This is a genomic window from Arcobacter sp. LA11 (assembly GCF_001895145.1).
GTDB lineage: Bacteria > Campylobacterota > Campylobacteria > Campylobacterales > Arcobacteraceae > Halarcobacter.
In genome coordinates this window covers 13,315-38,783 of sequence record NZ_BDIR01000010.1, presented here as the reverse complement: position 1 = coordinate 38,783, position 25,469 = coordinate 13,315, and the positions used below count along the sequence as shown (strand labels likewise).

27 protein-coding genes are annotated in these 25,469 nt (G+C 27.4%); 14 read left to right on the top strand and 13 right to left on the bottom strand.

Features of this window, described 5'->3' with window-relative positions; all coding sequences use genetic code 11:
- Positions 1-93: 93 nt before the first annotated feature.
- On the top strand, positions 94-2,022 hold the full coding sequence (locus BT997_RS11370; RefSeq protein WP_072682024.1) for a cache domain-containing protein: 1,929 nt from the start codon (positions 94-96) through the stop codon (positions 2,020-2,022).
- A 16-nt stretch (positions 2,023-2,038) separates the two neighbouring features.
- Here the strand turns inward: BT997_RS11370 and BT997_RS11365 are convergent, their stop codons facing one another.
- Positions 2,039-2,662, bottom strand: a complete 624-nt coding sequence (locus BT997_RS11365) for a DsbA family protein (protein ID WP_072682023.1) — start codon at positions 2,660-2,662, stop codon at positions 2,039-2,041.
- A gap of 108 nt (positions 2,663-2,770) precedes the next feature.
- Here BT997_RS11365 and BT997_RS11360 point away from each other — a divergent pair, with 108 nt between their 5' ends.
- From BT997_RS11360 to BT997_RS11340, 5 genes are read left to right on the top strand one after another with little or no spacing between them, the layout of a single operon-like run.
- A complete protein-coding gene (locus tag BT997_RS11360) occupies positions 2,771-3,034 on the top strand; it encodes a DnaJ domain-containing protein (RefSeq protein WP_072682022.1) in 264 nt (87 codons plus the stop codon).
- Between the two features lie 4 nt (positions 3,035-3,038).
- Positions 3,039-4,508 (top strand): DUF4139 domain-containing protein, encoded by a 1,470-nt coding sequence (locus tag BT997_RS11355; protein WP_072682021.1) that lies wholly within the window; start codon positions 3,039-3,041, stop codon positions 4,506-4,508.
- 10 nt (positions 4,509-4,518) lie between these two features.
- On the top strand, positions 4,519-5,385 hold the full coding sequence (locus BT997_RS11350; RefSeq protein ID WP_072682020.1) for an ADP-ribosylglycohydrolase family protein: 867 nt from the start codon (positions 4,519-4,521) through the stop codon (positions 5,383-5,385).
- An 8-nt stretch (positions 5,386-5,393) separates the two neighbouring features.
- On the top strand, positions 5,394-5,819 hold the full coding sequence (locus BT997_RS11345; RefSeq protein ID WP_072682019.1) for a phosphate-starvation-inducible PsiE family protein: 426 nt from the start codon (positions 5,394-5,396) through the stop codon (positions 5,817-5,819).
- A complete protein-coding gene (locus tag BT997_RS11340) occupies positions 5,812-6,699 on the top strand; it encodes a radical SAM protein (RefSeq protein ID WP_072682018.1) in 888 nt (295 codons plus the stop codon). Before BT997_RS11345 ends, BT997_RS11340 begins: the two co-directional genes overlap by 8 nt.
- 60 nt (positions 6,700-6,759) lie before the next feature.
- Here the strand turns inward: BT997_RS11340 and BT997_RS11335 are convergent, their stop codons facing one another.
- The 3 genes from BT997_RS11335 to BT997_RS11325 form a co-directional block, all read right to left on the bottom strand.
- Entirely contained in the window at positions 6,760-7,863 is a 1,104-nt protein-coding gene (locus tag BT997_RS11335) for a hypothetical protein (protein WP_072682017.1), read from the bottom strand.
- Between the two features lie 114 nt (positions 7,864-7,977).
- Entirely contained in the window at positions 7,978-9,306 is a 1,329-nt protein-coding gene (locus BT997_RS11330; protein WP_072682016.1) for a serine dehydratase subunit alpha family protein, read from the bottom strand.
- A 354-nt stretch (positions 9,307-9,660) separates the two neighbouring features.
- Positions 9,661-10,209 carry a helix-turn-helix domain-containing protein gene (locus BT997_RS11325; protein ID WP_072682015.1) on the bottom strand — a complete coding sequence of 183 codons (549 nt, stop codon included), beginning with the start codon at positions 10,207-10,209 and terminating at the stop codon, positions 9,661-9,663.
- A gap of 357 nt (positions 10,210-10,566) precedes the next feature.
- Here BT997_RS11325 and BT997_RS11320 point away from each other — a divergent pair, with 357 nt between their 5' ends.
- Positions 10,567-11,772 carry an NAD/NADP-dependent octopine/nopaline dehydrogenase family protein gene (locus tag BT997_RS11320; RefSeq protein WP_072682014.1) on the top strand — a complete coding sequence of 402 codons (1,206 nt, stop codon included), beginning with the start codon at positions 10,567-10,569 and terminating at the stop codon, positions 11,770-11,772.
- A 55-nt stretch (positions 11,773-11,827) separates the two neighbouring features.
- Here the strand turns inward: BT997_RS11320 and BT997_RS15370 are convergent, their stop codons facing one another.
- A complete protein-coding gene (locus BT997_RS15370; protein WP_258239480.1) occupies positions 11,828-12,145 on the bottom strand; it encodes a hypothetical protein in 318 nt (105 codons plus the stop codon).
- A 132-nt stretch (positions 12,146-12,277) separates the two neighbouring features.
- The gene (locus BT997_RS11310) at positions 12,278-13,303 is read right to left on the bottom strand and encodes a cytochrome-c peroxidase (protein WP_072682013.1); all 1,026 of its coding nucleotides are present in this window, start codon (positions 13,301-13,303) and stop codon (positions 12,278-12,280) included.
- 234 nt (positions 13,304-13,537) lie between these two features.
- On the opposite strand from BT997_RS11310, the gene BT997_RS11305 reads away from it, so the two are divergent.
- Positions 13,538-15,199, top strand: a complete 1,662-nt coding sequence (locus tag BT997_RS11305; protein WP_072682012.1) for a GGDEF domain-containing protein — start codon at positions 13,538-13,540, stop codon at positions 15,197-15,199.
- 22 nt (positions 15,200-15,221) lie between these two features.
- Here the strand turns inward: BT997_RS11305 and BT997_RS11300 are convergent, their stop codons facing one another.
- From BT997_RS11300 to BT997_RS11275, 6 genes are all read right to left on the bottom strand, one after another.
- On the bottom strand, positions 15,222-16,007 hold the full coding sequence (locus tag BT997_RS11300; RefSeq protein ID WP_072682011.1) for an exodeoxyribonuclease III: 786 nt from the start codon (positions 16,005-16,007) through the stop codon (positions 15,222-15,224).
- A gap of 10 nt (positions 16,008-16,017) precedes the next feature.
- Positions 16,018-16,590 (bottom strand): TetR/AcrR family transcriptional regulator, encoded by a 573-nt coding sequence (locus BT997_RS11295; RefSeq protein WP_072682010.1) that lies wholly within the window; start codon positions 16,588-16,590, stop codon positions 16,018-16,020.
- Between the two features lie 48 nt (positions 16,591-16,638).
- Positions 16,639-17,313, bottom strand: a complete 675-nt coding sequence (locus tag BT997_RS11290; RefSeq protein ID WP_072682009.1) for a haloacid dehalogenase type II — start codon at positions 17,311-17,313, stop codon at positions 16,639-16,641.
- 12 nt (positions 17,314-17,325) lie between these two features.
- Positions 17,326-17,979, bottom strand: a complete 654-nt coding sequence (locus BT997_RS11285; RefSeq protein WP_072682008.1) for a peroxiredoxin-like family protein — start codon at positions 17,977-17,979, stop codon at positions 17,326-17,328.
- A 113-nt stretch (positions 17,980-18,092) separates the two neighbouring features.
- A complete protein-coding gene (locus BT997_RS11280; RefSeq protein WP_072682007.1) occupies positions 18,093-18,353 on the bottom strand; it encodes a hypothetical protein in 261 nt (86 codons plus the stop codon).
- The gene (locus tag BT997_RS11275) at positions 18,337-18,594 is read right to left on the bottom strand and encodes a hypothetical protein (protein ID WP_072682006.1); all 258 of its coding nucleotides are present in this window, start codon (positions 18,592-18,594) and stop codon (positions 18,337-18,339) included. The genes BT997_RS11280 and BT997_RS11275 overlap by 17 nt, the downstream gene beginning before the upstream one ends.
- A 49-nt stretch (positions 18,595-18,643) precedes the next feature.
- Here BT997_RS11275 and BT997_RS11270 point away from each other — a divergent pair, with 49 nt between their 5' ends.
- Together BT997_RS11270 and BT997_RS11265 are read left to right on the top strand one after the other, a co-directional pair.
- Positions 18,644-19,432: a sulfite exporter TauE/SafE family protein gene (locus tag BT997_RS11270; protein WP_258239479.1), complete on the top strand. Its 789-nt coding sequence runs from the start codon at positions 18,644-18,646 to the stop codon at positions 19,430-19,432.
- Between the two features lie 54 nt (positions 19,433-19,486).
- Positions 19,487-20,086 carry a DUF3365 domain-containing protein gene (locus BT997_RS11265; protein ID WP_072682005.1) on the top strand — a complete coding sequence of 200 codons (600 nt, stop codon included), beginning with the start codon at positions 19,487-19,489 and terminating at the stop codon, positions 20,084-20,086.
- Positions 20,087-20,124: 38 nt separating this feature from the next.
- Here the strand turns inward: BT997_RS11265 and BT997_RS11260 are convergent, their stop codons facing one another.
- Positions 20,125-20,829 carry an SDR family NAD(P)-dependent oxidoreductase gene (locus tag BT997_RS11260; protein ID WP_072682004.1) on the bottom strand — a complete coding sequence of 235 codons (705 nt, stop codon included), beginning with the start codon at positions 20,827-20,829 and terminating at the stop codon, positions 20,125-20,127.
- 131 nt (positions 20,830-20,960) lie between these two features.
- Between BT997_RS11260 and BT997_RS11255 the strand changes: the two genes are divergently transcribed.
- The 4 genes from BT997_RS11255 (at position 20,961) to BT997_RS11240 (ending at position 25,375) form a co-directional block, all read left to right on the top strand.
- Complete coding sequence (locus BT997_RS11255; protein WP_072682003.1) at positions 20,961-21,566, top strand: transcriptional regulator; 606 nt, start codon at positions 20,961-20,963, stop codon at positions 21,564-21,566.
- A gap of 138 nt (positions 21,567-21,704) precedes the next feature.
- Complete coding sequence (locus BT997_RS11250; protein WP_072682002.1) at positions 21,705-22,886, top strand: MFS transporter; 1,182 nt, start codon at positions 21,705-21,707, stop codon at positions 22,884-22,886.
- Between the two features lie 168 nt (positions 22,887-23,054).
- Positions 23,055-23,846, top strand: a complete 792-nt coding sequence (locus BT997_RS11245; protein ID WP_072682001.1) for an ABC transporter substrate-binding protein — start codon at positions 23,055-23,057, stop codon at positions 23,844-23,846.
- 95 nt (positions 23,847-23,941) lie between these two features.
- Positions 23,942-25,375 (top strand): ATP-binding protein, encoded by a 1,434-nt coding sequence (locus tag BT997_RS11240; protein ID WP_072682000.1) that lies wholly within the window; start codon positions 23,942-23,944, stop codon positions 25,373-25,375.
- Positions 25,376-25,469: the final 94 nt, after the last annotated feature.

Sequence of the window (25,469 nt, the reverse complement as noted above, 5' to 3'; positions counted from 1 at the left end):
TTATAGTATACTTACATTATATGTACATTATTTTTATATAAAATAGCTTTAATAATAACAAATTAGAAAATTATTTGTTCTGAAAGATTTATTATGAGTATTCTAAAAAATGAAAATACCATTCTTAATATAATAAAGTTTGGACCAATATTTTTTGTTATTATCCTATCTTTTTTAATCACACAAATTTTTTTAAATGAAAAACGTAAAAGTTTTTTGCATGAAGTCCAACTTATAGAAAATAGCTATTTAGATAATAATAAAAAAAGAGTAAAAAATGAAATAGAGAGAGTTTATAATTTAATAAAAAGTGAAAAAGAGAAAGCAGAAGAACTACTACGTATAAAATTAAAAGAACGAGTTTATGAAGCTCACCAAATAGCTACAAATATATATAACAATGAGATGAAGTATGTTGAACATCTTCATTCAAAAGAAGATATTTTTCAGATTATAAAAATAGCATTGGGTGGAATAATTTATAATGAAGGAAGAGGTTATTTCTTTATTAGTGATGAAAATGGAACAAATTTATTACAACCTTTAAACAAGGAACTTGAAGGTAAAAATTTTTCAGAGTTTACGGATATAAATGGAAATAGGTTTGCTAAAAAGTTTATTGATGTTATTAAAAATAAAACTGAATCATATGATACCTATTTTTGGTATAGAGAAAAAGATGATAATGCAGCATATATGAAGATTAGTTTTTACAAATATTTTGAACCTTTTAATATTGCAATAGGAACAGGTGAATATATAAAAGACTTTGAAATTAAATTAAAAAAAGAGTTATTAGAAAGAATCAAAAGTATTAGATATGGAAATAATTCATATATTTTTGTTTATGATACAAAGGGAAATAGTTTAGCCCACTTAAATGATTCCTTAGTAGGAATAAATAGAATGGATGTAAAAGATAAAAATGGTCGATATATAGTTAAAGACGTAATTGATTTTGCAAAAGAGTCTAAGAGTGGGTTTATGACTTATGATGCTACTGTTAATCCAGATAAAGAATTAAATAGTAATAATAAGATTTCATATATAAAGTTATTTGAGGATTGGAATTGGGTTATTGGTTCAGGCTTTTATTTAGAAAATTTAAATAAAAAGTTAGATGAGAGAAAAGCTTTTTTAGAGCAAAGAAAGAAAAAAGCTTTTAATAAAATTATTGTAACAGTACTTGTTATTACTCTTATTTTTATTATCATTTCATTTTATATTTCAAAGATTATTGCAAATAGGTTTAAAAAATATAGAGCAGATATAGAAAAAGAGATGCAAAAAGCTATTGAAAAAGAAAAACTACTTATTCAACAATCAAAAATGGCAACTATGGGAGAGATGATTGGAAATATTGCCCATCAATGGAAACAACCTTTAAGTGTAATTAGTGCTTCAAATGGTATGTTGAAATTTAGTAAAGAGTTTGATAATTTTACTGAACAAGAGTTTGATGATGCAACAGTAGCTATTGATGATTCTGTGAAAAACTTATCCACTACAATCGATGATTTTAGAAATTTTTTTAATCCAAATAAAAAACATATAACTTTTAATTTAGAAGAAGCGTTTTCAAAAACTTTTAAACTTATAAGTTCACAGTTTAAAAACAATAATATAGAGATAATAGAAGATATAAAAAGTGTAGAAATATATGGCTTAGAAAATGAACTATTGCAAACTTTGATAAATATATTAAAAAATGCCAAAGAAGAGTTGGTTAAAAAAGATAAAAAAGAAAGAAGGCTTCTTTTTATAAAAACTAAAGAAAAATCAAATCAAGTTAAGATAAAAATAAGAGATAACGCTGGTGGAATACCAGAAGAGATATTGGAAAAAGTTTTTGAAGCATATTTTACTACTAAAGAAGAAGAGGGTGGTACAGGTATTGGACTATATATGAGTAAACAAATAATTGAAAGAATGCATGGAAAACTAATTGTTCGTAATGTAAACTATACTTATGAAGATGTAGAGTACAAAGGTGCAGAGTTTGTAATAACTCTATACCTATAAATAAAGTTTTTATTTTTTAAAAATAAACGTTTTGTGTAATATTTTCTATTTGGTCTAAAATAGTCTTTGGTCCATTATATTTTATATTTATTGGATAAATCTCTTTTTTATATTTTATTGCTAAAGATGGAAAACTATTAAGAGCAAGTTTTCTTCTTAAATTCATCATTTCTGTAAAGTTTTTAATAGTCTCTTCTGATGTTAGACTATTCTTAAAAAGTTCCATATCAAGGCCTAGCTCTTGAGCTAGTTGAATCATTGTCTCTTCTTGGCTAGGGTTCATAGCTCTTAGATAATAAGCTTCTTGAATAGCTTTTATCATAGCTTCTTCACTATTTTGTATTTTTGCTGCAAGTGTTGCTTGACAAGCTAAATAAGTTGAACGTTTTGGTGTACATTTTGTCCAAAAATCATGATTGAATTTTGTTCCTACAACTTTTTCTATTTCATACCAGATTGATTCTATCTTTTCTCTCATTATTTGTGGCATTGGTTCACTTGTATGTGGAGCTAAACCTCCCGGAACATATATAATCTTGATATTTGAGGGCAAACTCTCTTTTACTTTTTCAAAAGTTGGAGCAAATGCATAACACCAAGCACACATTGGGTCATAAACATAATATAAAGTATGTACCATTTTTTTCTCCTAAGTTTTTTTTTAATAATATATTAATAAATATAAAGTATTATTAATTCACAGATTATATACGATTATTTATAAAAATATTATCTTAGGGAAAATTAGATGGATTATGAAGAGTTTGAGAAGGCAGTAGACTTATTTGGAATACTTATAAAAACTTCAAAAAAAGATTTAAAAAAGAAGTATTTAGCATTGTCTAAAAAGTATCATCCTGATATGCCAGAGGGTAGTCATGAAAAGTTTCAAGAACTTCAAGAAGCTTATGATTTATTAAATGCTTACATGGATTCATTTGCATTTTCTTTTGATGAGGAAGAGTTTAAAACTCAATTTCCTTCATTTACAAATTATAAAAACTGGAGATAAAATTATGATAAATATAGGTAAAAAGATTGCATTGTTAGCTATTGTTTCTGTATATGGATTCGCAAATACAAATATAAATAGCATAGATATTTTTACAAATAGAACTTTTGTAAATCAAGAAATTTCTTTAAATAAAACAAGTGCAGATTTACTTGGTCAAGTAAGACTTGAAGATGTTAGATTTAAATTAGAGGATGGTTGTCAAGTTTTAAATTCAAATATAGACTATGTCGCTTTTTCAAATGATAGTTTGAGTAAAGACATAGAGACTTTAAAAGATACTATTTCAAATAAAACAAATACTATTAAGTCATTGAAAAGTAATATTGCATATTTAGAAAGAACTTCTATTACTAATATTTCAAATGCAAAGAATTTAGAAGTAACTTCAAAATTCTTAAAAAAAGAGATTTTAGATAGTCATAATAAAATTTATAATATTGAAAAAGAGTTAAAAAAAGATAATGAGTCTTTAAATAAATTAGTTAAAAAAAGAGTAAACACTAAGTTCACAAAACTTGATTATGATATTACTTGTAAAAAAGGAAATGAAGTAACAATTTCATATCCAATTTATAATATTTCAAGAAATGGTTTTTATGATATAAATTATGATTCAAGTAAAAAAAGCATAGGTATTAAAAACTCATCTTTTATTACTCAATCAACAGGTGTTGACTTTAAAAATATTGATATAAATTTTTATACATACAATTTTGTACATCAATTAAAACCAAATATTTTTAGACCACAATACTTAGATATATATAAACCAAGAAAAGTGGCTTATGCCCAAGAAGCTGAGGTTATGATGGATAGTATGATATCAAAAAATATGGTTCGAGCAAAAACATCAGCTCCTAGGCCTACTTTTGCGTATATTGAAAGTACAACGAAATCATTTTTTAAAGCTTCAAATATAAATTTACCAAGTGGTAAAAAAACAGAGGTTGTTTTTTCAAAAGATAATTATAAAGCAAATGATAGTTTAGAAATAGATGGATATTCACAATCACAAGCTTTTTTCAAAGTAGAATTTAAGAGTAAAAAATTGTATGGTATTTTAAATTCAAAACTGTATCTTGATGGTACATATATTGGAAGAAGTAATATAAATGAGATTAAAAAAGATAAAAAAAGTTCAATCTTTTTTGGTACAAATAGATTTATAGATATAAAAAAAGAGTTAGTAAAAGATATGAAAGAAGAACCTTTCTTTAGTATGAATACTTTAAAAACTCAAAAGGTTTGGAAGTATAAAGTTACTAACAATCATAAGAAAGTTCAAAAATTAACTTTGATTGAAAGATTACCTATTTCAAAGCATGAAGATATAAAAGTTAAACTTATTGGAAAAACAAAAGAGACAAAATTAGATAAAAATGGTAAGATTTATTTTGATTTTGAATTAAAACCAAATGAGAGTAAAGAAATTGAGTTTGGTTATGAGATAGAAAAACCAGCAGATAAATAAAGGGGTTTGTATGTTTGATGAAAAAAAAGTAAAAGATTTAGTATTAAGTTCACTAGTTGCAGACGCGTATTCATTGGGAGCTCACTGGATATATGATGAAAAGCAATTACAAACATTGGATATTGATTGGAATAATTTAAATGATGCAAAAGTAGTTTGGCATAAAGGTAAGGTTGCAGGTGAGTTTACTCACTATGGTGACCAAACTTTATGGTTATACCAATTTTTAGAAGGTAAAGATACTTTTGATGTAAATGAATATATAGAGTTTTGGAAAACAAAAATAGAGGTTTACAATGGATATATTGATGGTTCTACAAGGGAAACTTTAGAAAATATTGAAAATAAAGTTACTCCTACTGGTTCTGCATCTACTGATTTATCTATTATTGGTAGAATTGCACCTTTACTTTTAGTTTCAAATTCAAAAGAAGAGTTTTTAGAAAATGTGAATAAATTTGTTACTTCAACTCATAATTCAAATGAAGCTATTACAGCTTCTAAGTTTTTTGCATCATTACTCTTAGAAGTACTTGATGGAAAAGGAATTGAAGAATCAATATTATCTTTAAAAGATAATTTTGATACAAAAATCCAGTCATATATTTATAGTGGAGTTGCATCAAAAACAGACGACACTTTCCAAGTTATAAGAGAATTTGGTCCAGCTTGTGATATTAGTGGTGGATTTGAGGGTGTTATTCATCTTCTTTGTAAATATAATAATTTAAAAGATATGTTAATTTGTAATGCAAAAGCAGGTGGTGATTCAAGTGCAAGAGGAATGATTGCAACAATTATTTTCATGGCTCAAAAAGATATATCTATGAGTCAAATACCAACTTCTTGGTTAAATATAAAAGCAAGTATTGTATAGGGAGTCCTATGAGAAGAATTATTAGATTTTTTAAAGATAAGTTTTATATAGAGTTAGGCTTAGCTTCTTTTCTTTTTGTAATTGCATTAATGTTAGATATGTTAATGGAATTTATTATCTATATGCTTTACTTTATAATTTTTTTAGAAATTGTAAGAGCTGTAGTAAATTACATAAGAGAGCAAAGAGTTATTTTATCACTCCTTGTAGATGCTTTTATAATACTTGCTTTAAGGGAACTAATAGTCAATGTGGTAAAAATAAATACTGAGAAGATAGATTCTGTAGAAGCTTTATTTGCAAGTAGTCTAAATTATAATATCCTAATTATTTCTGGAGTGATTATATTTTTACTTATTGTTAGGTATTTATCAGTAAAAACTTCTCAAAAATATTTGATGGATAAGATGAAAAATTGCGATTGTCATGATTGATTATCATCAACCTGTTTTTAGGCCACCAGCAGAAGCTAACTCAATAATTATACAAGTTGCACTTGGTTGTAGTTTCAATAAGTGTAGCTTCTGCTCTATGTATGAAACTAAAAAATTTAAAGTACGAGCCTTAGAAGATATTTTTGATGATATAAAAACTTTATCTATTTATGATGATACGAGAAGAGTGTTTTTAGCTGATGGAGATGCTTTAGCTTGTGATACTGATTTTTTAGTAAAGGTATTAAACTATTTAAAAGAGTGCTTTCCAAAACTTCAAAGAGTCTCATCTTATGCAAGTCCATATAATTTATTAGAAAAGTCACTTGATGATTTGAAAATTTTACGAAAACATGGTTTGAGCTTGGTTTATTATGGTATGGAAAGTGGTAATCATGAATTATTAAAATATATAAATAAACCAATGCATCCATTAAAAATTGTAGAAGGCTTAGATAAAGCAAGTGATGCGAATATGAAAACATCTGTAACTGTAATCCTTGGCCTTGGTGGAAAAAACTTAACTAAACAACATATAGAAGATAGTGCAAAGATAGTAAATGAGTGTAAACATATCAATTACTTATCCACATTGCAGTTAGGACTTAGTGATACAAAAGAGGATAATTTTTTTCAAAGATTTGAAAAGAAAAATCAAGAGTTTATTTTTTGTTCAGATGAAGAGATGTTAGATGAACAAAGACGATTTATATCTTTAATAAATCCTAAGAAATCAATAATATTCCGATCAAACCATGCTTCAAATGCACTTCCGTTAAAAGGTACATTACCAAAAGACAAAGATGAGTTATTAAGTGTTTTAAATATGGCCTTAGAAGATGACTCTTTACTAAGACCAAGTTTTTTGAGAGGTTTTTAAAAGATTGAAATATATATAAGAAGGTCTGTAAAAAGGATATTTTTTCAGACCTTCGATTTTTTAGGTAGTTTCTACATTTTGCTCATTAACAACTTCTTTAGAAAAAAATTGTTTGTAAACAATAAAGATAGCAAAAACAGCACCAACAAAACCTGCTGGTGGTAAGATAAGACCAATTAGTTCATTAAATGGTAAAACTCCACCAAAAAATACCCCAATAACTGATAATACTACTGTGATTGCATAAGATTTTCTTGTTCTATCTTTTGCAAACTTTCTAACACTACTCCATAGTAAACCAGCTCCAGTAGTATAAAGACCAATTACAATAATAACTGCAAAAGCCATACCAAATATAGGAGAGAATTGTTCGGCAATTTTAAGAGTTGGTACTTGGAAACCTGCTACTTGTTGAATATAGATGTGTTCTGCAGCTACAATCATAGCAGCAGCTGCACAATAGGCAAGAACTCCAACTACACTAGCAATTTTGGCTTCTTTTATACTAGATAGTTTACTTCCTGTTGCTATCATTAAAGGAACTGACATAATAAAACAAAGACCCATATAGGCTATACCACTTGTAATAAAGTGTGAATATGGCTGACTATCTTCTATTAGATGTACATGTTCTTGAATATGCGCTATAGCTCCTACATTTGAGAAAATTGATACAAGTCCAATTGAAATTGCAAATATAATCATAACGGGACCAATAAACCCTAAGATATTCATTAGTTTATCTAATCCCATTAGTACAGTAACCATCATCAATATTGCAACTGCAATTCCTCCAAAGGTTGGATTTACCCCAAAGTATTGCTCTGTTGCAGCCCCAGCTCCAGCAACCATAATTACGTAAATTGCATAGAAAATTATTGTGTTATACCATTCATAAAAAGTACCTATAACTTTACCTGCAAAGTAATGATATCCTTCATATGGATTATTGAAAGTTTCGGTTTTACTTGCAGTATATACTGCATTTGCACAGTAAAGAAAAAATAGTGCTCCTAAAGCTAAACCAATATATCCACTTAGTCCATAAGAACTATAAAACTGTAAAAGTTCCTGTCCCGTAGAAAAACCAGCTCCAATTAAATATGAACATAGTGTTCCCGCTGTGATTATTATTAACTTGATATTAATAGACGAATTATTCATTTTTTCCTCCGTATTCTTTATCTTGAAGAAGTTACGTGATATAAAGTGTTTTCGCCAAATCTTTGGATCCTAAGTATGGTTTAAAAACTTTATAATCGTTGGCTTAGCTAATCTCTAGCAAAGCGTACCTTGCCTTTTCTTAACATCACATACAAACTCATCAGTATCAGACATACAATTTTTTTGAAGTTTATAGATATTATCAATTGTACCTTCTACTGTTTTATTTACAATTCCTTCAACATCTGTAGATGCGATACCTTTTTCTGCCATAAGCATAGCCATTAGTGCTCCATAAATTCCTGTGTGTGCTCTATATGCACAACTTGGTTTTGCACCATCACAAATCGCACCTGCAAAGTTACCAAGTGTAGTTCTAACCATGTCAGAGATTTGTTCTTTATTATGACCGTGTAAATATGCAACTCCACTAACACCAGCTGCTGGTGCAACACCTGCACAATAACACATAGGAGAAAGGTGAGCATATTCGTTTGATTTGTAATCTAAATAAATATTCACAAGGTTAGAAAAAGCTACTGCTCTTAAAACTGCCTCTTCATCTTTTTTAAGGAAGTCTCCACAAGCGATTGGAGGCATAGAACATACCATACCTTGATTTCCACTTCCTGTGTTACTCATAGCTGGAACATCACTTCCTCCCATTCTTGCATCTAAGCCTGCAACTGTCCATTTAAGAATATGTGCAATTTCATCATCTGCAATTATTCCTTTATCGATATTTTCTTGAATAATACGACCAGTTTGAAGACCAAATTTATTGTCTAAACCATCTTTACAGATAACTTTTGTTAGTTTGATAGCTTCTTTAGCCATAGTTAATTCACTAATGTCAGCAGTATCACAGAAGTCATAGATACTTTCAATTGATAAAAATGAAGAATCTACATTATGACCTTCAAGTTCAGCTTTAAATGCATTTTCCTCTTCTTCTTTGTTACCCATAATAACTTCGCCATCAACTTCAATATATTTAACACCATTGTGTTCACTCCACATACTTACAATTGCTGTATGTTTATCAGTTTTAAGTACAGTTTTTAAGTAAATAGATGGTGCAGGTGTAACCATATCAATTTTGAGACTACCTTCTGATTGAAGTTTTGCAATTAATGCCTCTGCATCCTCAACATCTTTTGGAGTTACTTTATTTAGTACTTCCATATCTAAATCAGCATCACCAGCTAATACTCCAAGTACAGTTGATAAATATCCACCAGTTTTTCCACCAGTATTTGGAATACCAACAGACTGTACCCCAATAGTTACTAATCCAGAACCTATGATCTCAATACTTTTAATTTCTCCAGGTGCATGTTTTCTAGCAACTGCGCCACCTAATGCATATAGTACTGGTTCAGTACAACCTAAAGCTGGTATCATTTCAGCTTCCATAACTTTTACAAAAGGACTTTTCCCCATAATTACTCCTTTTCTTTATTTTCATAAAGATTTTTTATTTAACGGTAAATACCGTTTATTTATAAAATAAATAGTACTAACATTACTTTTGTTCTTTATAAAGAACGTCTTTTATAAAGTATATATATACGTTATAACGGACATTGTGTGCAGCAAAAGTAGCAGAACTATTTTTTTACTAAAGAGAAGCATAACATAATGAAAATAAACTGTCAAGAGTAAAATGAAAAATTTATTATAAATTAAGAATAAGAGAAAAATAAGGTATTTTTAAGGTAATTAAAGTGTATAAAAAATGTAATTTTATTAAAAATTCCGTTATAAAGGAAAAGTCATATATTTAATTATATAACTTTACTCATATGATACTATGAAGTGAGCTAGTGTATCAATTTCGCCATTATTTATGTAAGTATGGTCTTCCCTTGGATCAAATTCTATAGTACTCCCAGCTTTTAATTGATAGGAGTTTGAGCCAACAACTAGTTCTAGTTCACCTTGGAAAATTGTTAAATGCTCTTTTATACTATTTCTATGGTCAACTGCTGGATAGTGCGCACCTGGTTTAATAATTCCATAAAAACATTCAAAACCACTAATAGGTGAAAATGGTGAAATGCAGTATATTAAAAATCGGTCGTCATTGTCTCTTAATGGAGTCATTGTTTCAATATTTTTTACATCATAAAGTTTATTTGTATAATCTAATAGTGTTTCAAATTTTATTTTTAGTCCATTTGCAATTTTCCAAACAGTTGCAAGTGTAGGGATAGATTCAGAACGTTCTATTTGACTTAGCATTGTTTTACTAACTCCTGTTCTTGAAGCAACATCACTAAGACTTAATCCCATTTTATTTCTAGTATTTTTTAGTTTTTCTCCTAATGCAGAAAAATCATTCATTTATTTTACCTTTTTATTATTTTATATAATCTATTAATATTTTTGCTTGCGTAGTATACATCATTAAATATTTGAAATCAAGAAAAGCGAACAAATATCCTTTAAAACGAATTTTTTTAAATTCTAAATTTTATAAAAGAAGGTAGAAATGGTGCTTGTAAAGCTTCTATATTTCAATACTCCTTCATAAATATATCTTTACTATTGACAAAATAAAAGTTTTTGTATTATACTATCACGAACAAATGTTCAATATAACGGACAAATATTTTTGGAAAAAACTATTTGTTAAATAAATTTTATAAAATTATTAGTCTTTATAAAATTAATATTTTTTATTTTAAGGAGGGTGATTAGATGTCAATTATCACTGTTATAGGTGCTGGAAATGGGGCACATGCGTTAGCTGCTGACTGTAAACTTGGTGGAGCAGAAGTTAGAATGTATGAATTTACAAGATTTAATAACAAAGTAAAAGGTATTGTAGATTCACGAAGAATTAGGTTTGAAGGAATTGAAAAAAATCATGAAAACTTTACTAGAAATGGTACAGTTGTTTTAGATATGGTTACTTATGATATGAAAGAAGCAGTTTTAGGATCAAATCATATTTTAATATCAGTTCAAGCTCAAGGCTTTGAAGAAATTTTTGATGAGTTAGCACCTTTACTTGAAGATGGTCAAACTATAAGTATTTTTCCTGATAACTATGGGAGTCTTATTTTAAGAAGAATAATGAAAGAAAAAGGTTTAGAGACAAAGGTTATTATAGCTGGTTACTCATCGCTTGTTTATGGTGCTAGATTAACTGATTTTAATAATTTAGAAACACAAACAGATGTTGTTAATGTAATGTACCGTGAAAATGAAATTAGAGTTGATACTTTGCCTTCAAGTGATTTTGATTCATATATGGATATTGTAAAAGAAATACCTGCTCTTGATGCAACTTCTAATTTAATCAAAGGTGATACAGTTTTAGATATTGGACTTTCAAATGTAAATGTTTTACTTCATGTTCCAGCAGTAGTTTTAAATGTAGGAACAATTGAAAACTGGGGGATGATACCAAATATTGGTTCAGATGAAGCTGTTTATGATATCTATGCTCATGGGGTATCTCCTAGTGTTGGAAGAATTCAGTACTCTTTTTATGAAGAGCAAGTAAATATCGCAAAAGCTTTTGGTGTAGATATTATGCCTGTTGAAGCAGATGTTTTACAATCAAGAATGGGACTTATTGGACAAATTATGTTTGGAGAGGATTTTAGACAACCTTTTTCAGAACCTTTAGACCAAACTACTTGGTTACCTGTTCCAAAAGGAACTAGATTTACTACTGATTCTAGATATATTACAGAAGATGTTCCTGTTGGTTGTAGTGCTGCAATTAGTTTTGCGAATGTTTTAGATGTAAAAACTCCTACAATTGATGCAATGACAATACTATCGAATATAATGAAAGAGACTGATTATCTAGAATCTGGATTTAATCTTAAGAATTTTGGTTTAGAACACATGGATGCTAAAGAGATGATAGAATTTATGAGAACAGGAAATTAATTTTCTTTAAAAGGTACGATTTATCGTACCTTTTTTTTAAGAGGCTTTTAAAAGCTTATTTTTTTGCTTTTTTCTTAGCAGATTTTTTAGCTACTTTTTTTGTTTTTACTACTTTTTTTGTAGTTTTTTTCTTAGTAGGTTTTTTTTCTACTTTTTTTGTAACTTTTTTAGTAGTTTTTTTCTTTGGTGCTTTTTTTGCAGTTTTTTTCTTAGTTACTTTTTTAGCAACTTTCTTTTTTGCTGCTTTTTTAGCAATTTTTTTCTTTTCTACTTTCTTAGCTGCTTTTTTTGCAACTTTTTTCTTTGTAGGTTTTTTAGCAACTTTCTTTGCAACTTTTTTAGCTTTTAATTTTTTTTCTTCTTTTTTTGACATATTATGTCTCCTTTTAAGTAATAATTATAGAATAGTACTACTTTTTATTAATAATGTCAATAAAATATGACTTTTTTCTTTAATATATATATAAATATAATACCTTTAGGGAGTTACCCTAAAGATATTTTCTTAGTCAAATGTTGGTTTTGGAGTCTTATTTGTAGACTCTGGAAGTTGAGGATATGTGATTTGAGGTTTTCTACCTTTTAAAGCTTTTAAGAATGATACAATTTCATTTGCTTCTTTATCAGATATCTTAATTCCTAGTTGTACAGACCCCATCTCTTTAACTGCTTGTGCTAAAGACCATATTGCACCGTTATGAAAATATGGAGCTGTTTCAGTGATATTTCTAAGAGTTGGAGTTTTTACCATACCATTTTTATCTCCTTTGAAATCACCAACTTTTGCAAAAGTATATTTTGCTGCTACTTCAAACGGTTGCATAGTACCACCTAGTGCAATTCCTGTATGACAAGTAGTACACCCTTTTGATATAAAAGTCTCAAGCCCTTTTTTCTCTTCTTTTGATAGAGCCATCTTTTTTCCATTTAAGAAATCATCAAATCTAGATGGTGTTATAAGAGTTCTTTCAAAAACTGAGATAGTTGAAGTGATTTTTTCAAAATCTATTTTTACATCATCTCCATAAGCATTTTTAAATTCTTCAATATATTCTGGAATAGAATTGATTCTTTTTTCCACAAGTGATGGAGGAGCTGCCATTTCTGGACCAGCTTGAATAGGACCTTGAGCTTGGTCTGCTAAGTGAGGACTTCTTCCATCCCAAAATTGAGCTTTAAAAAATACTGAGTTGTAAACAGTAGGTGAATTTAAGTGATGTGGATTTGCAGTCCATTTATGTCCAATAGCTGCACCAATTCCATCTGCTCCACCTAATCCTAAATTATGACAAGTGTTACATGAAATAATTCCACTACGTGAAAGTCTAGGGTCAAAATATAATTTTTTACCTAACTCAACTTTTGAATCTGTAATAGGATTAGATTTATCATCTATCATCTGCGAAAGTACAGCCTTACTTTCTGGAATAGCAATTAACCCCATATCTTTAGCTTTCGTCATTAGAGGACTACTTGCAAACATTAAACTTGCACTAAGTGCACTGATTGTTAAATTTCTAACAATTTTCATTTCTCTCTCCTTATAAAAGATAAGTAAAATCATAGGATAATTTTTATTAAATAGAAATTAATATAAATAAAATATTTTTATTATTTGATAAAATTAATCAATAGTTAAGAAAAGAGTTATAATTACTATATGTTTTTACTTCTTTATAACTATCATAGATATTATTTATTAATTTTTATAATAAATTATGATTTAATAAAGACTATTTAAAATAAAATGTTTAAAGAAGTAGGAATGAAAAAGTTATTATTGTTTTTTTTAATATTATCTTCTGTTTTTAACTCTTATGCAAATGAATTAAAAGTAATTGATGTAGCAGAATTGAAGTGGGAATATAGATGGGGTGACTCGCCTTTTGAGCATGATATTCCTCTTTGGACAAAAAACGAAGCTGATACTTCCTCTTGGAAGACAATATCTTATCCTACTAATCCTCCAAATAGAGGTGCTCAAACAAATGTTTGGTATAGAGTAAAAATTCCTGAAACTCTTCCCTTAAATCCCCATCTATATATATTTAGTATGGATATTATTCCTGAAGTTTATTATAAAAATAAATTGATTTATAGTTTTGGAAAACTAGATAAAGAAGGGAAAGGTAAATTTGCAGGATGGCCATGGCATATGTTTTCTATTCCTTCTGATAGTATGGGAGAGTATCTTTATTTTAGAATTTATTCAAATTATCTTGATATAGGATTCTTTGGTGAAATATCAATAGCCTCAAAAGGTCAAATAATAAAAGAATTTTTAGATAATGATATTTCTAAGATCATGGTTAGTTCTATATCAATTTTTGTTGCTGTGATATTTTTGCTATCTTTTTTATCAAAATTTATAAGAGTAGAATTATTTATCTTAGGTTCTCTTTTTTTAACTCAAGGACTTAATATATTATGTTCAGTCAAAGTGATACAGATGTATCTATTTTTCCCTTTATTAAATCAATATATTTTAGCAGCATCATTTTTTTATTTTCCTGTAGGTATGGCATTATTTATGGATAAAACTATTGATATTAAAGTACCATTAAATCTTATCAAGAGAATATGGCAAGTTCATTTATTGTATATTTTTGGTGCTTTTAGTGGTTCTATACTTGGTTTTTATGAGATACCTGCTACTTATGAATATTTTGATATGCTTTATTATTTTGGAACACTTCCTATTTTGACTATATTTATGATTTATTTTTTTATAAAAGGAAATAATGAAGTTAAACTTATTACTTCAAGTTTTTTAATTATATCTATTTATTGGATTTACTCATTTTTAGTTGCATATCATATTGTTCCATGGACAGAATATCCAAGTGATTTAGCTATTTTTTTATGTTTACTTTTTTTATCTTATTCGATAATAAAAAAGTTAAATTATACAAATGAATTGGAAGATGAAAAGAAAGAGTTAACTATTCTTTCTTCTACTGATTACTTGACAAAACTTTACAATAGAAAAGAGATAGATGAACTTTTAAAAACGAATGAAAACTTTTTTAAAAGATACAAAGATGATTTTTCAATTATTCTATTAGATATTGATGATTTTAAAAAGATAAATGATACAAAAGGCCATTTGATTGGAGATAAGTTTCTTGTGGATTTAGGAAATATTCTAACTACATTTACAAGAGATACTGATCAAGTGGGAAGATGGGGAGGAGAAGAGTTTATAATAATCTGTTCTAAGACTAAAAAAGAAGAAGCAATAAAAGTAGCAGAAAACTTAAGATTTAAAATTGAAAACCATAATTTCAATAAAGCAGGGCATAAAACAGCGAGTTTTGGAGTATCAACTTATATGGAAGAAGATTCTATTGCTAAGCTTTTATCAAGAGCTGATGAAGCAATGTATAAATCAAAAGAACAAGGTAAAAATAGAGTGAATTTCAAATAAGAATAAAGTAAATACTTTATTCTTAAATTTTTATTTCTAAAGCAATAGGACAGTGATCACTTCCCAAAATATCATCTAAGATATAAGCATCTTTAATATAGTCTTTTAAGTCTTCACTTACATAAAAATAGTCAATTCTCCAGCCAACGTTATTTGCTCTTGCATTTGCTCTGTAAGACCACCAGCTATATTTATCTTTAATATCACCATGTACATGTCTTAGTGTATCAACATATCCATGATCTAAGAATTTACTTATCCATTCTCTTTCCATAGGAAGAAAACCTGATGTTTTTTCATTTGCTTTTGGACGTGCAAGATCTATCTCTTTGTGAGCTGTGTTAACATCTCCACAAACAATAATAGATTTTCCTTCTTTTTTCAGATTTTCACAATGTTCTAAGAATCTATCATAAAATTCCATTTTATAAACTAGTCTTTCTTCTTTTGATTGTCCATTTGGAAAATATACATTGAAGAAAGCTATATCTTTATCTGCTAATGTAAAGTGAACCTCATTGATTCTCCCCTCATCTAAAATATCTACAGTTGGACAATTACATTCAAAGGTAGTTTCAATATCAGTAAATAGGGCAGTTCCACTTCTTCCTTTTATCGCAGATTCTGAAGCAAAAAGTGTTTTATATTCTTTTTCAAAAATAGAGTCAGGAATTTGTGATTTCATTGATTTTGTTTCTTGAATTCCTAGTAAGTCAACTTTATCTTCATCTATCCATTTTAGAGCTTCTTTTTTATCAACAGCCCTAATTCCATTTACGTTCCATGATATAAATTTATAAGTGTTCATTAAATACCTTTTATTTTCTAAGAGAGTTTAAGTAGTTTGTTAATTGAATCATACAATCTTCAAAATCTTTGTTATCATTTGATTTTTTTGAAAGTAAAATTGCTCCTTCAATTGAAGCAATTAAAAAAGTTGCACATTGTACTATGTTTATATTTTTATTAATTTGATTTTTTTCTTTTGCTTTTTGTAAAGTCTTAGTAAAAATCTCTTTCCATTTATCTAAAATAGAATTTAATATATTTGCAAAATCTTCATCTTGATCTAAAGATTCTTGAAGAAGATTACCTAAAGGGCAACCTTCTGTTAAATTAAAACCTTTCGTATCTTGAATAATAGAGATTAGAACATCAATAAGATTTCCATCTGCATCAATTACAGGCTTCCATCTTTTTTCAACTCTTTGTTCTAGTTTTTCATCAATCATTGCTAAAACCATATCTTTTTTTGATGGAAAATAGTGGTACATTGCACCTTTTTTAACTTCTGCACGATTTAAAATGTTTGATAAAGAAGCAGCACTATATCCTGTTGTAAACACTTCATGAAATGTTGCTTCTATTAATCTTTCTTTAACTGTACTCATATAACTCTCTTAAGAATTTTTTCGTATTATATCAAATATTAATTTATTTCATATAGTATTTATTTTTTTCGTAAATTCTAATAAAGAATTTACCTTCATTGTTGGTTTGATTTCCCAAGGATCGAAAACTGTATCACTTGAACGTTGTATCCATGCTGCATTCATACCAGCAGAAATTGAACCTGTTACATCAAATGGATTACCTGATATCAACCAAGATTCATTTGCTTTAGCCTTAGCACTTTGTAAAAAATGAGCGTATACATCAGGAGAGGGTTTGAAAGTTTCAATATCATCTACACTAACAACTCCTAAAAATAAATTTCTTATCCCTGCTTGAGTTAAAAGCATTTCTACAGCATCTGCTTTTCCATTTGAAAATGCATAAAGAGGAAACCCTTCTGCCTTTAATTTTGATAATGACTCTTGAACTTCATCAAATGCAGGAAGTACTTTATAAATTGATAATAACTCATTTTTTTGCTCATTAGTAAGAGATATTTTGTAAAAATCACAGGTATAATCCAAAGCTTGAGCTGTACAAACTGCAAAACTTACATAGTTTTCCATAAGACCACGCCTAAAAGAGTATTCTAATTGCTTATCTCTCCATGTTTGTGAAAAAAGCTGTGCTTTATCTTTTATATATTTTTCTAAAAGAGTTACAACTGCATTTGTATCAATCAATGTTCCATAAACATCAAAGGCAAGGGTAGGTCTCATAATATATTCCTATTAAGAGTTTTTTCTAATAATATCTAATATTTCTTGTGGTTCACATCTTTTAGTATAATCTTCATCTATAAATGAAAATATGATTTCTTTCTTTTTATTTATTACATAAGTTGCTGGCATTGGTAGTTCAAAGCTTTCTTCTTGGTTTAGTCCAACAATATCAATTCCAAAACTTGCATAAATAGGTCTTAATTCTTCATCTAATGAAAATACAAGTCCGTACTCTTTTGCTACTTTATTATATGAGTCACTTAAAACTTCAAAGGCTAATTCATTTTTTTCTTTTGTACTTAAACTTGCATCTGGTGTTTGTGGTGAAACAGCAATAAGTTTCGCTCCAAGGTTATTTAGTTCTTCATTTATATTTTGTAAAGCTTTTAATTCTAAATTACAATATGGACACCATAATCCTCTATAAAAATTAACAACTACAAATTCGTTTTCTTCAAGTGTATCATAGAGTGAAACATCATTGTTTAATGCATTTGGCAACTTAAAATCTTTTGCTACATCTCCAATTTTTAGAGAATTCTTGCTAATTCTTGTATTTTCTAATTTTTTAGTTGCCTGTAACATCACTTCTTGAACTTCTACAGGGACTTTTTTTCTAAAGCCTTCTTGATAATTTTTAATTTCATCTAGTAATCTTGACATTTTTAATCCTTTAAATTTCTATTAATTAAAACCAACTAGTTGGTCTGTTGAAATTGTAACAAATTAAATTTAAAGTGTCAAGGCTTTTAAAAAATTAATTTGTTTTCTTATTGTTATTTGTTGATATGGTCTATTTTTTGGATAGTTTCTTTTTCTTCAAGAGGAATGAATTTTTTATCATCTTTTATTTTATCTGAACCTTTTTTATTTAAAACAGCTCCTAATCCAACTGCTACATCAAAAGCATTTCCAGATCTTAGTGCATCACCTTTTCCTCCATGCATATCAATCTTCCCTTTTTGTGTATCATATGCATTTGTGATAGTTATAAAAATTATAGATATAATAAATAAAATACTAAGTAAGTTTCTCATTTTTCTTTTCCTTTAAATTTTTATACATTCCATATAGTGTAATAATTATCCAAAATACTTCAATAATAAATGAACCTAAGTTAAAATGTACAAATAATGATATAAGAAGTAATATTGCACCAACTAGGTTTAAAACTTGATAAGGAAATGAAGTTATAGTATATTTTTTAATTTGTAATAATAGATATGCATATACTATAAAAAGCATACCTACAAAACCTATAAACTGGTAAATGTCCAAGATAATTCCTTTAAAAAAATAGATTATACTACACTTAATATAAAATCATATGTTCATATCAATTTGGGATGATAAGGTATATTTTGATATTTTAGGAAAAAATTTTGAAAGAAGTGAAGATATGCCAGACGAAATATTATTAGGAATTATTACATTTTTTACATCGACAATTGCGGGCGTAGTTGGTCTTGGAGGAGGTATGATTCTTATTGCAATACTTCCATCTTTCTTACCAATTAATGCTTTGGTTCCAGTGCATGGACTAACTCAAATGTCAAGTAACTTTTCTCGAGCAGTGTTTGGATATAAAGATGTAAAAGTAGAAGTTATTCCAAAGTTTTTATTAGGTTCTCTTTTAGGAGTTTCTTTTTTTGCAACGATTTTATATTTTATCTCTTTAGAATATGTTCCTTTATTTATTGGTATATATATATTGTTATCTTTATGGAGTCAAAAATTTAATGAAAAGATTAAAAGGTTTGAAAATTATATTGTAATAGGTTTTTTCCAAAGTGGTTTTTCAATTGTTGTTGGTGCAACTGGACCACTTGCAACAACGCTTTTAGTAAAAGATTATAATGACAAACATACAGTAGTCGCAACTGCTGCAGCACTTATGAGTATTACTCATATGTTAAAAGTATTTGCATTTATGATTTTTGGTTTTGTATTTTTTGATTATATTGGAGTATTAACTGGTATGATAATTGGAGCAGTTGCTGGAAGCTGGACTGGTACAAAACTAAGAGATAAAATTGATGGTAAAAAGTTTATGCTTGCACTTAAAATCTTGTTATCACTTATGGCAATTAAATTGATTGTCAGCTTGTTTATTTAATAATATAATATATATAAAATTAACTTTATATTATAATTTAAATAAGGAAATAATATGAAAACGCAAAAAAAATTAATATTGTCTACACTAAGTATTGTTTTATTATTTACTGCCTGTTCAATTAATCAACCGCAAGTTGAACCAATAGATACAAAAACTGAACAAGAAATGAAGTTAAAAGCAATGAAAGCAATAAAGACTGTTGCAGGTTCTTTACAAAGTACTCTTAATATGAAAGTAAAAGAGGGTGGTTTACTTAATGCTGCTACTTTTTGTTCTACTCATGCATCATCTTTAACAAAGAATGTATCTAAAACTTTAGATGAAGGTGTAAAGTTAAAAAGAATTACTGATAAGCCAAGAAATTCAAATGCTCAAGCAACTAAAGAACAATTAGAAGTTTTCAAAGAATTCAAAACAAAATTATCAAATGGTGAAAAAATAGATATGATAGTAAAACAAAAATCAACTAATCATTATCAAGTATATAAACCAATTATAATTTCAGGTAAATGTTTAAATTGCCATGGAAATGATGAAAAAAGAAACCCAGAAGCGTACAAGATAATTTCAAAAAAATATCCTAATGATAAAGCTATAAACTATAAATCAGGTGATTTTAGAGGTGCTTTTTTAGTTGATATTATAAAATAGTTATAAAATTAAAAAGTTTGAGCAAGATAGACAAAAGCCTATCTTGCATATGAACCGTTGTTAAAATCAATTGTTGTACCATTTACATATTCGGGACAAGTTGTAGCTAACCAAAAGATAACTTCTGCAGCTTCTTCAGGTTCTGCAAATCTTCCACAAGGAAGTATTTTTTTAAACTCAGCTTTTCTTTCTTCTGAATTATCTTTTTGCATATTAGTTTCTACTGGAGTTGGTGCTATACAATTTATAATAATTCCATGGGATCCTAATAGTTTTGCAAATATTTTTGTAGCATTAATAATTCCAGCCTTTGCAATACCGTACCAAATATCTGGATGTCCAATTTGACCCGCAATAGAAGCAGTATTTACAATCTTTCCATATCCTCTTTTTTTCATGCCTTCTGAAAAGATTGTTATTAATTCAACAGGAGTATGAAGATCTACATTCATGATTTTTTCTTTTGCCTCTTTTGGATAATTATCATAAGTGTATTTTGGTTGCATAAATCCTGCATTATTAATTAGTGTATCTATTTCGCCTACTTGCTCTGCAAGTTTAGGTAAACCTTCTACATCTGACAAATCATATTCAATCATAGTTGTTTTTTCATTTTCTTTATATGGAAAGTCTGAAAAATCTCTAGCAACTACAATTACTTCATAGTCTATTTCAAGAAATCTTTTTACAACTTCTAATCCAATACCTTTATTTCCACCAGTTACTAATACTCTTCTTAACATGTCTGTCCTTTTAATTTTTTCTTTTATGGAGGAATTATGACATTTAATAGACAAAATGTCAAGATAGTATAGTTTAATAGACAAAATATCTATATATTGTATTTAATTTCTTTTATTGTATTATTCATCTTATGAATGAACAACTAAAAACTTTTATTCCTTTATGTGACTCAATAGGAAAACTTTTTCATCCAAATGTAGAAGTCGTTTTACATGATGTTAAATCTAGAAAAGTAGCTCATATAGTAAATTCTTTTTCAAAAAGAGTAGCTGGTGATGCTATGATAAGTGATCCTAAAGACTTAAACTCTGTAGATAGTGATATTATTGGACCATATAGTAAAGTAAATATTGATGGGACAAGATTAAAAACTATATCTACAATCCTTAGAGATAACAAGCAAGATGCTATAGGAATACTTTGTATAAATTTTAAAGTAGAAGTTTTTGAAAAGATGTATGATTCTTTAAAAGTGTTGTTAAATATAGAAGAAGAGAATCAACCTCAAACTCTTTTCTCTCAAGATTGGAAAGTTCATACTCATGATTTAATAAATAAATATCTAAATGAAAAGAGTCTTTCTTTAGAAAAGTTAAAAACAAAAGAGAAAAAAGAGTTAATACTTCATCTAAATAGTGAAGGTATTTTCTCTATTAGAAATGTTATTCCCTATCTTTGTAAAGCCTTAGATGTATCTAGAGCTGCAATTTATAAATGGTTAAAAGAAGTAAAATAGACTTTTTTTAGCTAATAGATTGTGCTTGAAGTTTTAGAATAGTATTAAAAATTTATATATCAAGTATCACTATTAAATATTTGACATAATTAACCTTTAGTGATACTATTCGCAAAAATTAATAAAAAGTATTATTAAATGAAAAATTTATTTAAATCAAGAGAAGCCTTACTTTATGTGATGGCTATTTCAATGGTATTTTCATTTTCAGCTTGGATGAGTCTTCTTAATAATTTTGTTATTGAAGTTGCATCTTTTGATGGAAGTCAGATTGGTATTTTACAGAGTCTTAGAGAAATACCTGGATTTTTGGCTTTTACTGTTATTCTTGCAATTATGTTTATAGCTCAACAAAGATTAGCTTATATATCTATGATAATGTTAGGTATTGGTGTTATGCTAACTGGATATTTTCCAACTGCTATAGGGCTTTATATCACTACTGTGATTATGTCAATAGGATTTCACTATCTTGAAACTTTAAATCAATCTTTATCTCTTCAATGGTTGAGTAAAGATAAAGCACCAATAGTTTTAGGGAAAATTACTGCCGCAAAATCTTTTACAGGACTGGTAGCTTTTGTGATAATTTATATTATGATGAAATTTTATTCAGTTGAGTATAAGTATGTGTATTTGTTTTTTGGTGGTTCTACATTTTTAACTGGAATTTTGGCATGGATAGCATTTGAGCATTTTAAAGATGATGTAGTTCAAGAAAAAAAGTTAGTTTTGAAAAAAGAGTACTGGTTATTTTATGTTCTAACATTTTTTGCAGGTGCTAGAAGACAAATTTTTATAGTATTTGCGGGTTTTTTACTTGTTGAAAAGTTTGGTGTAGATATTCATAACATGGTTGCGTTACTTTTTATAAATTCAATATTAAATATGTATTTTGCGCCTAAAATTGGTAGATTTATTGCTAGATTTGGAGAAAGAATTACATTAAGAATTGAGTATCTAGGGTTGATGTTAGTATTTTTCTCTTATGCTTTTGTAGATAATGTATATATTGCATTTTTTCTATTTGTGATTGATCACATATTATTTTCTATGGCTATTGCTCTTAAAACATACTTTCAGAAAATTGCAGATCCAAAAGATATTGCAAGTGCAAGTGCTATTTCATTTACGATAAATCACATTGCAGCTGTTTTTTTACCAGTATTATTAGGATTAGTTTGGTTATATTCTCATTCTTTAGTATTTATAATAGGAACTGGTATTGCTTTATTGTCATTTGGTTTTTCTTTTTTAATTCCACAAGCTCCAAAACAAGGGCTTGAAACTACCTTAAAGAGTAAAAGAATCGAAAGTTAAATTAATTAGTACCAGCTTATCAGATTTATATGCTAAAATATGTTATTAGATAATAACAATAAAAAATGCTTAAAAATAATATGCTAAATAATTAGTATCTGATTATTTAGTTGTTTTAAATTGTCAGAAGAAACTATATGAAAATATTAGTTGAAGGGAAAATTTAACATGTTAAAAAGTACTCAAGTTCAAAAAAACAAAAACATTTTCCAGAATATATTTACTATTTATTCTCTTATATTGATTTTAGTGGTAAATTGTTCTGCGGACCTTAACAACAATATTGAAAATAAAACTGAAATAAAATATGGTTATCCAAACCAGTCAATATTTATTGCAACAGTTAATGGTAAAGAACAACCAATAACTCCTATGTTGTCTGTTGCTAAAGAGCTATTTGAACGAGCAAACTTATCATGGAATTCTACAGCATATCCTGCTAAACGTCTATTTCGTAATTTAAAAAATGGTGAAACAGATTTTTCAATTTTAGTTCGGGCATCATCTTTACTTGAAAGTTGTATTTTTAGTAAAAAGCCAGTGTATAGTACAGATTTGAATATATATTATATTGGTGATAAGCCACCTGTTATTACTAAAGAGGATTTAATTGGAAAGAGTATTGTAACAATAAGAGGTTATAGTTATGGAAAACTACGAAAGTTTATTGAAGACCCAAAAAACAATATCACCAATGAAGTTACAAATACACACAACAGTGCTTTTCGTATGCTAGAGTTGGGCAGAGTAGACTATTTATTAGATTATGAATCTGCTGCAAAGGATATAATATCAAAAAATTCTATTTCTAAAATACAATCAAATACAATAAATCAGCTCAATGTTTTTCTTGTTCTTTCTAAATATTATCCAAATGCTGATGAATTAATGAAGAGACTTGAATCAATTGTAGAATCTATAAATATCAATGAAATTATAAGTAAAACTAGCAATAATTAGTTACTAGATTATAATAAATGCAACACTTAATTTAATATTGACTTAGTAAGACTATTATTGCTACAATGTACTATATAATGTAATAAAAGAGCAGTATGCAGAATAAAATTTCTTATAAATTAATATTTTTAATATTTTTGATTAGTTTAGTTGTAACTTCTATATCAGTATATATTCAAATAAAAAAACAATATGAAAACCAACTTAATAGTTTTGAAAAAAGCTTAAATAGTATAGAGAAAAATCAAGTTCCAATACTATCCCAATCTTTATGGAATATAGATGATCTTGCAGTTAATATTTTTTTAAAAAATCTTGTAAACAATGAAAAAGTTATCTATGCCGAGATTATTGAAAATGATGAAAAGACAATTAGTGTAGGTAAAATAAAAAAGATTAATATTATAAAAAAAGAGTTTGAAATAGAAAAAGTTATTGATTCTAAAATACATAAAATTGGGGAATTAATTGTAATAGCTGATTTAGCTCCTATGTACAAAGAGTTAAAAAGTAATGTAATTAGTATAATTTTTACAGAAATTATAAAAATGCTTTTAATATCACTATCAATTATATTTTTTATGAAAAAACTATTGACTAACCCACTTGAAAAAATGGCATTGTATGCAAATCAACTCTCTTTAGAAAATTTACATAAACCTTTAAAAATCAATAATACTACAAAGGCTAAATTTAATGAATTAAATATACTAACAGAATCTATAAATACTATGAGAGTAAATTTAATTAAGCAAATTAATCAAAGTGAAGAAAAAAACAATATATTAGCTCAACAATCAAAACTAGCTGCTATGGGTGAAATGATTGGTAATATTGCTCACCAATGGAGACAACCTCTTTCTTTAATTACAACAACAGCAAGTGGTATAAAACTAAACTATGAGATAGGAGCATTAGATAAAGAGAAAGTAGATAATTACACAAGTAAGATTATAAACTCTGCATATTATCTTTCTGATACCATTGATGACTTTAAAGATTTTTTTAAACCTAATAAAAATAAAAAATATTTTAAAATTTCGAATGCTTTTGAAAGAACATTTACACTTTTAAATTCACAGTTTATAAATAACAATATAAGTTTTATAAAAAATATTGAAGATATTGAGATATATGGATTTGAAAATGAACTTATTCAAGTATTGATAAATATTTTAAATAATGCAAAAGATGAACTAATAAATAAAAAAGATCAAAAACTTTTTATATTTATAGATGTTTTTTTTAAAGATAACAATGTCTGTATTTGTATCAAAGATAATGCAGGTGGTATAGAGGATAGTGTAATAAATAGAATTTTTGAACCGTATTTTACTACTAAACATCAATCACAAGGTACAGGAATTGGTCTATATATGTCAGAAGAAATAGTTTCAAAACATATGAAAGGCAAATTAAGTGTCCAAAATGTTGATTTTGAATATGAGCATATAAATTATAAAGGTGCAGAGTTTAAAATAGTTATAAATAAAAATGAAAAAAAAGATCAAAAACTTGAAGATATTTAACTTAGCATAAAAAATATAGGCAATATTTCCAAACAATAATAAAACATTAATGAAACAATTTTGACTTTTTTGTGTTTTCTATGTTACCATAATA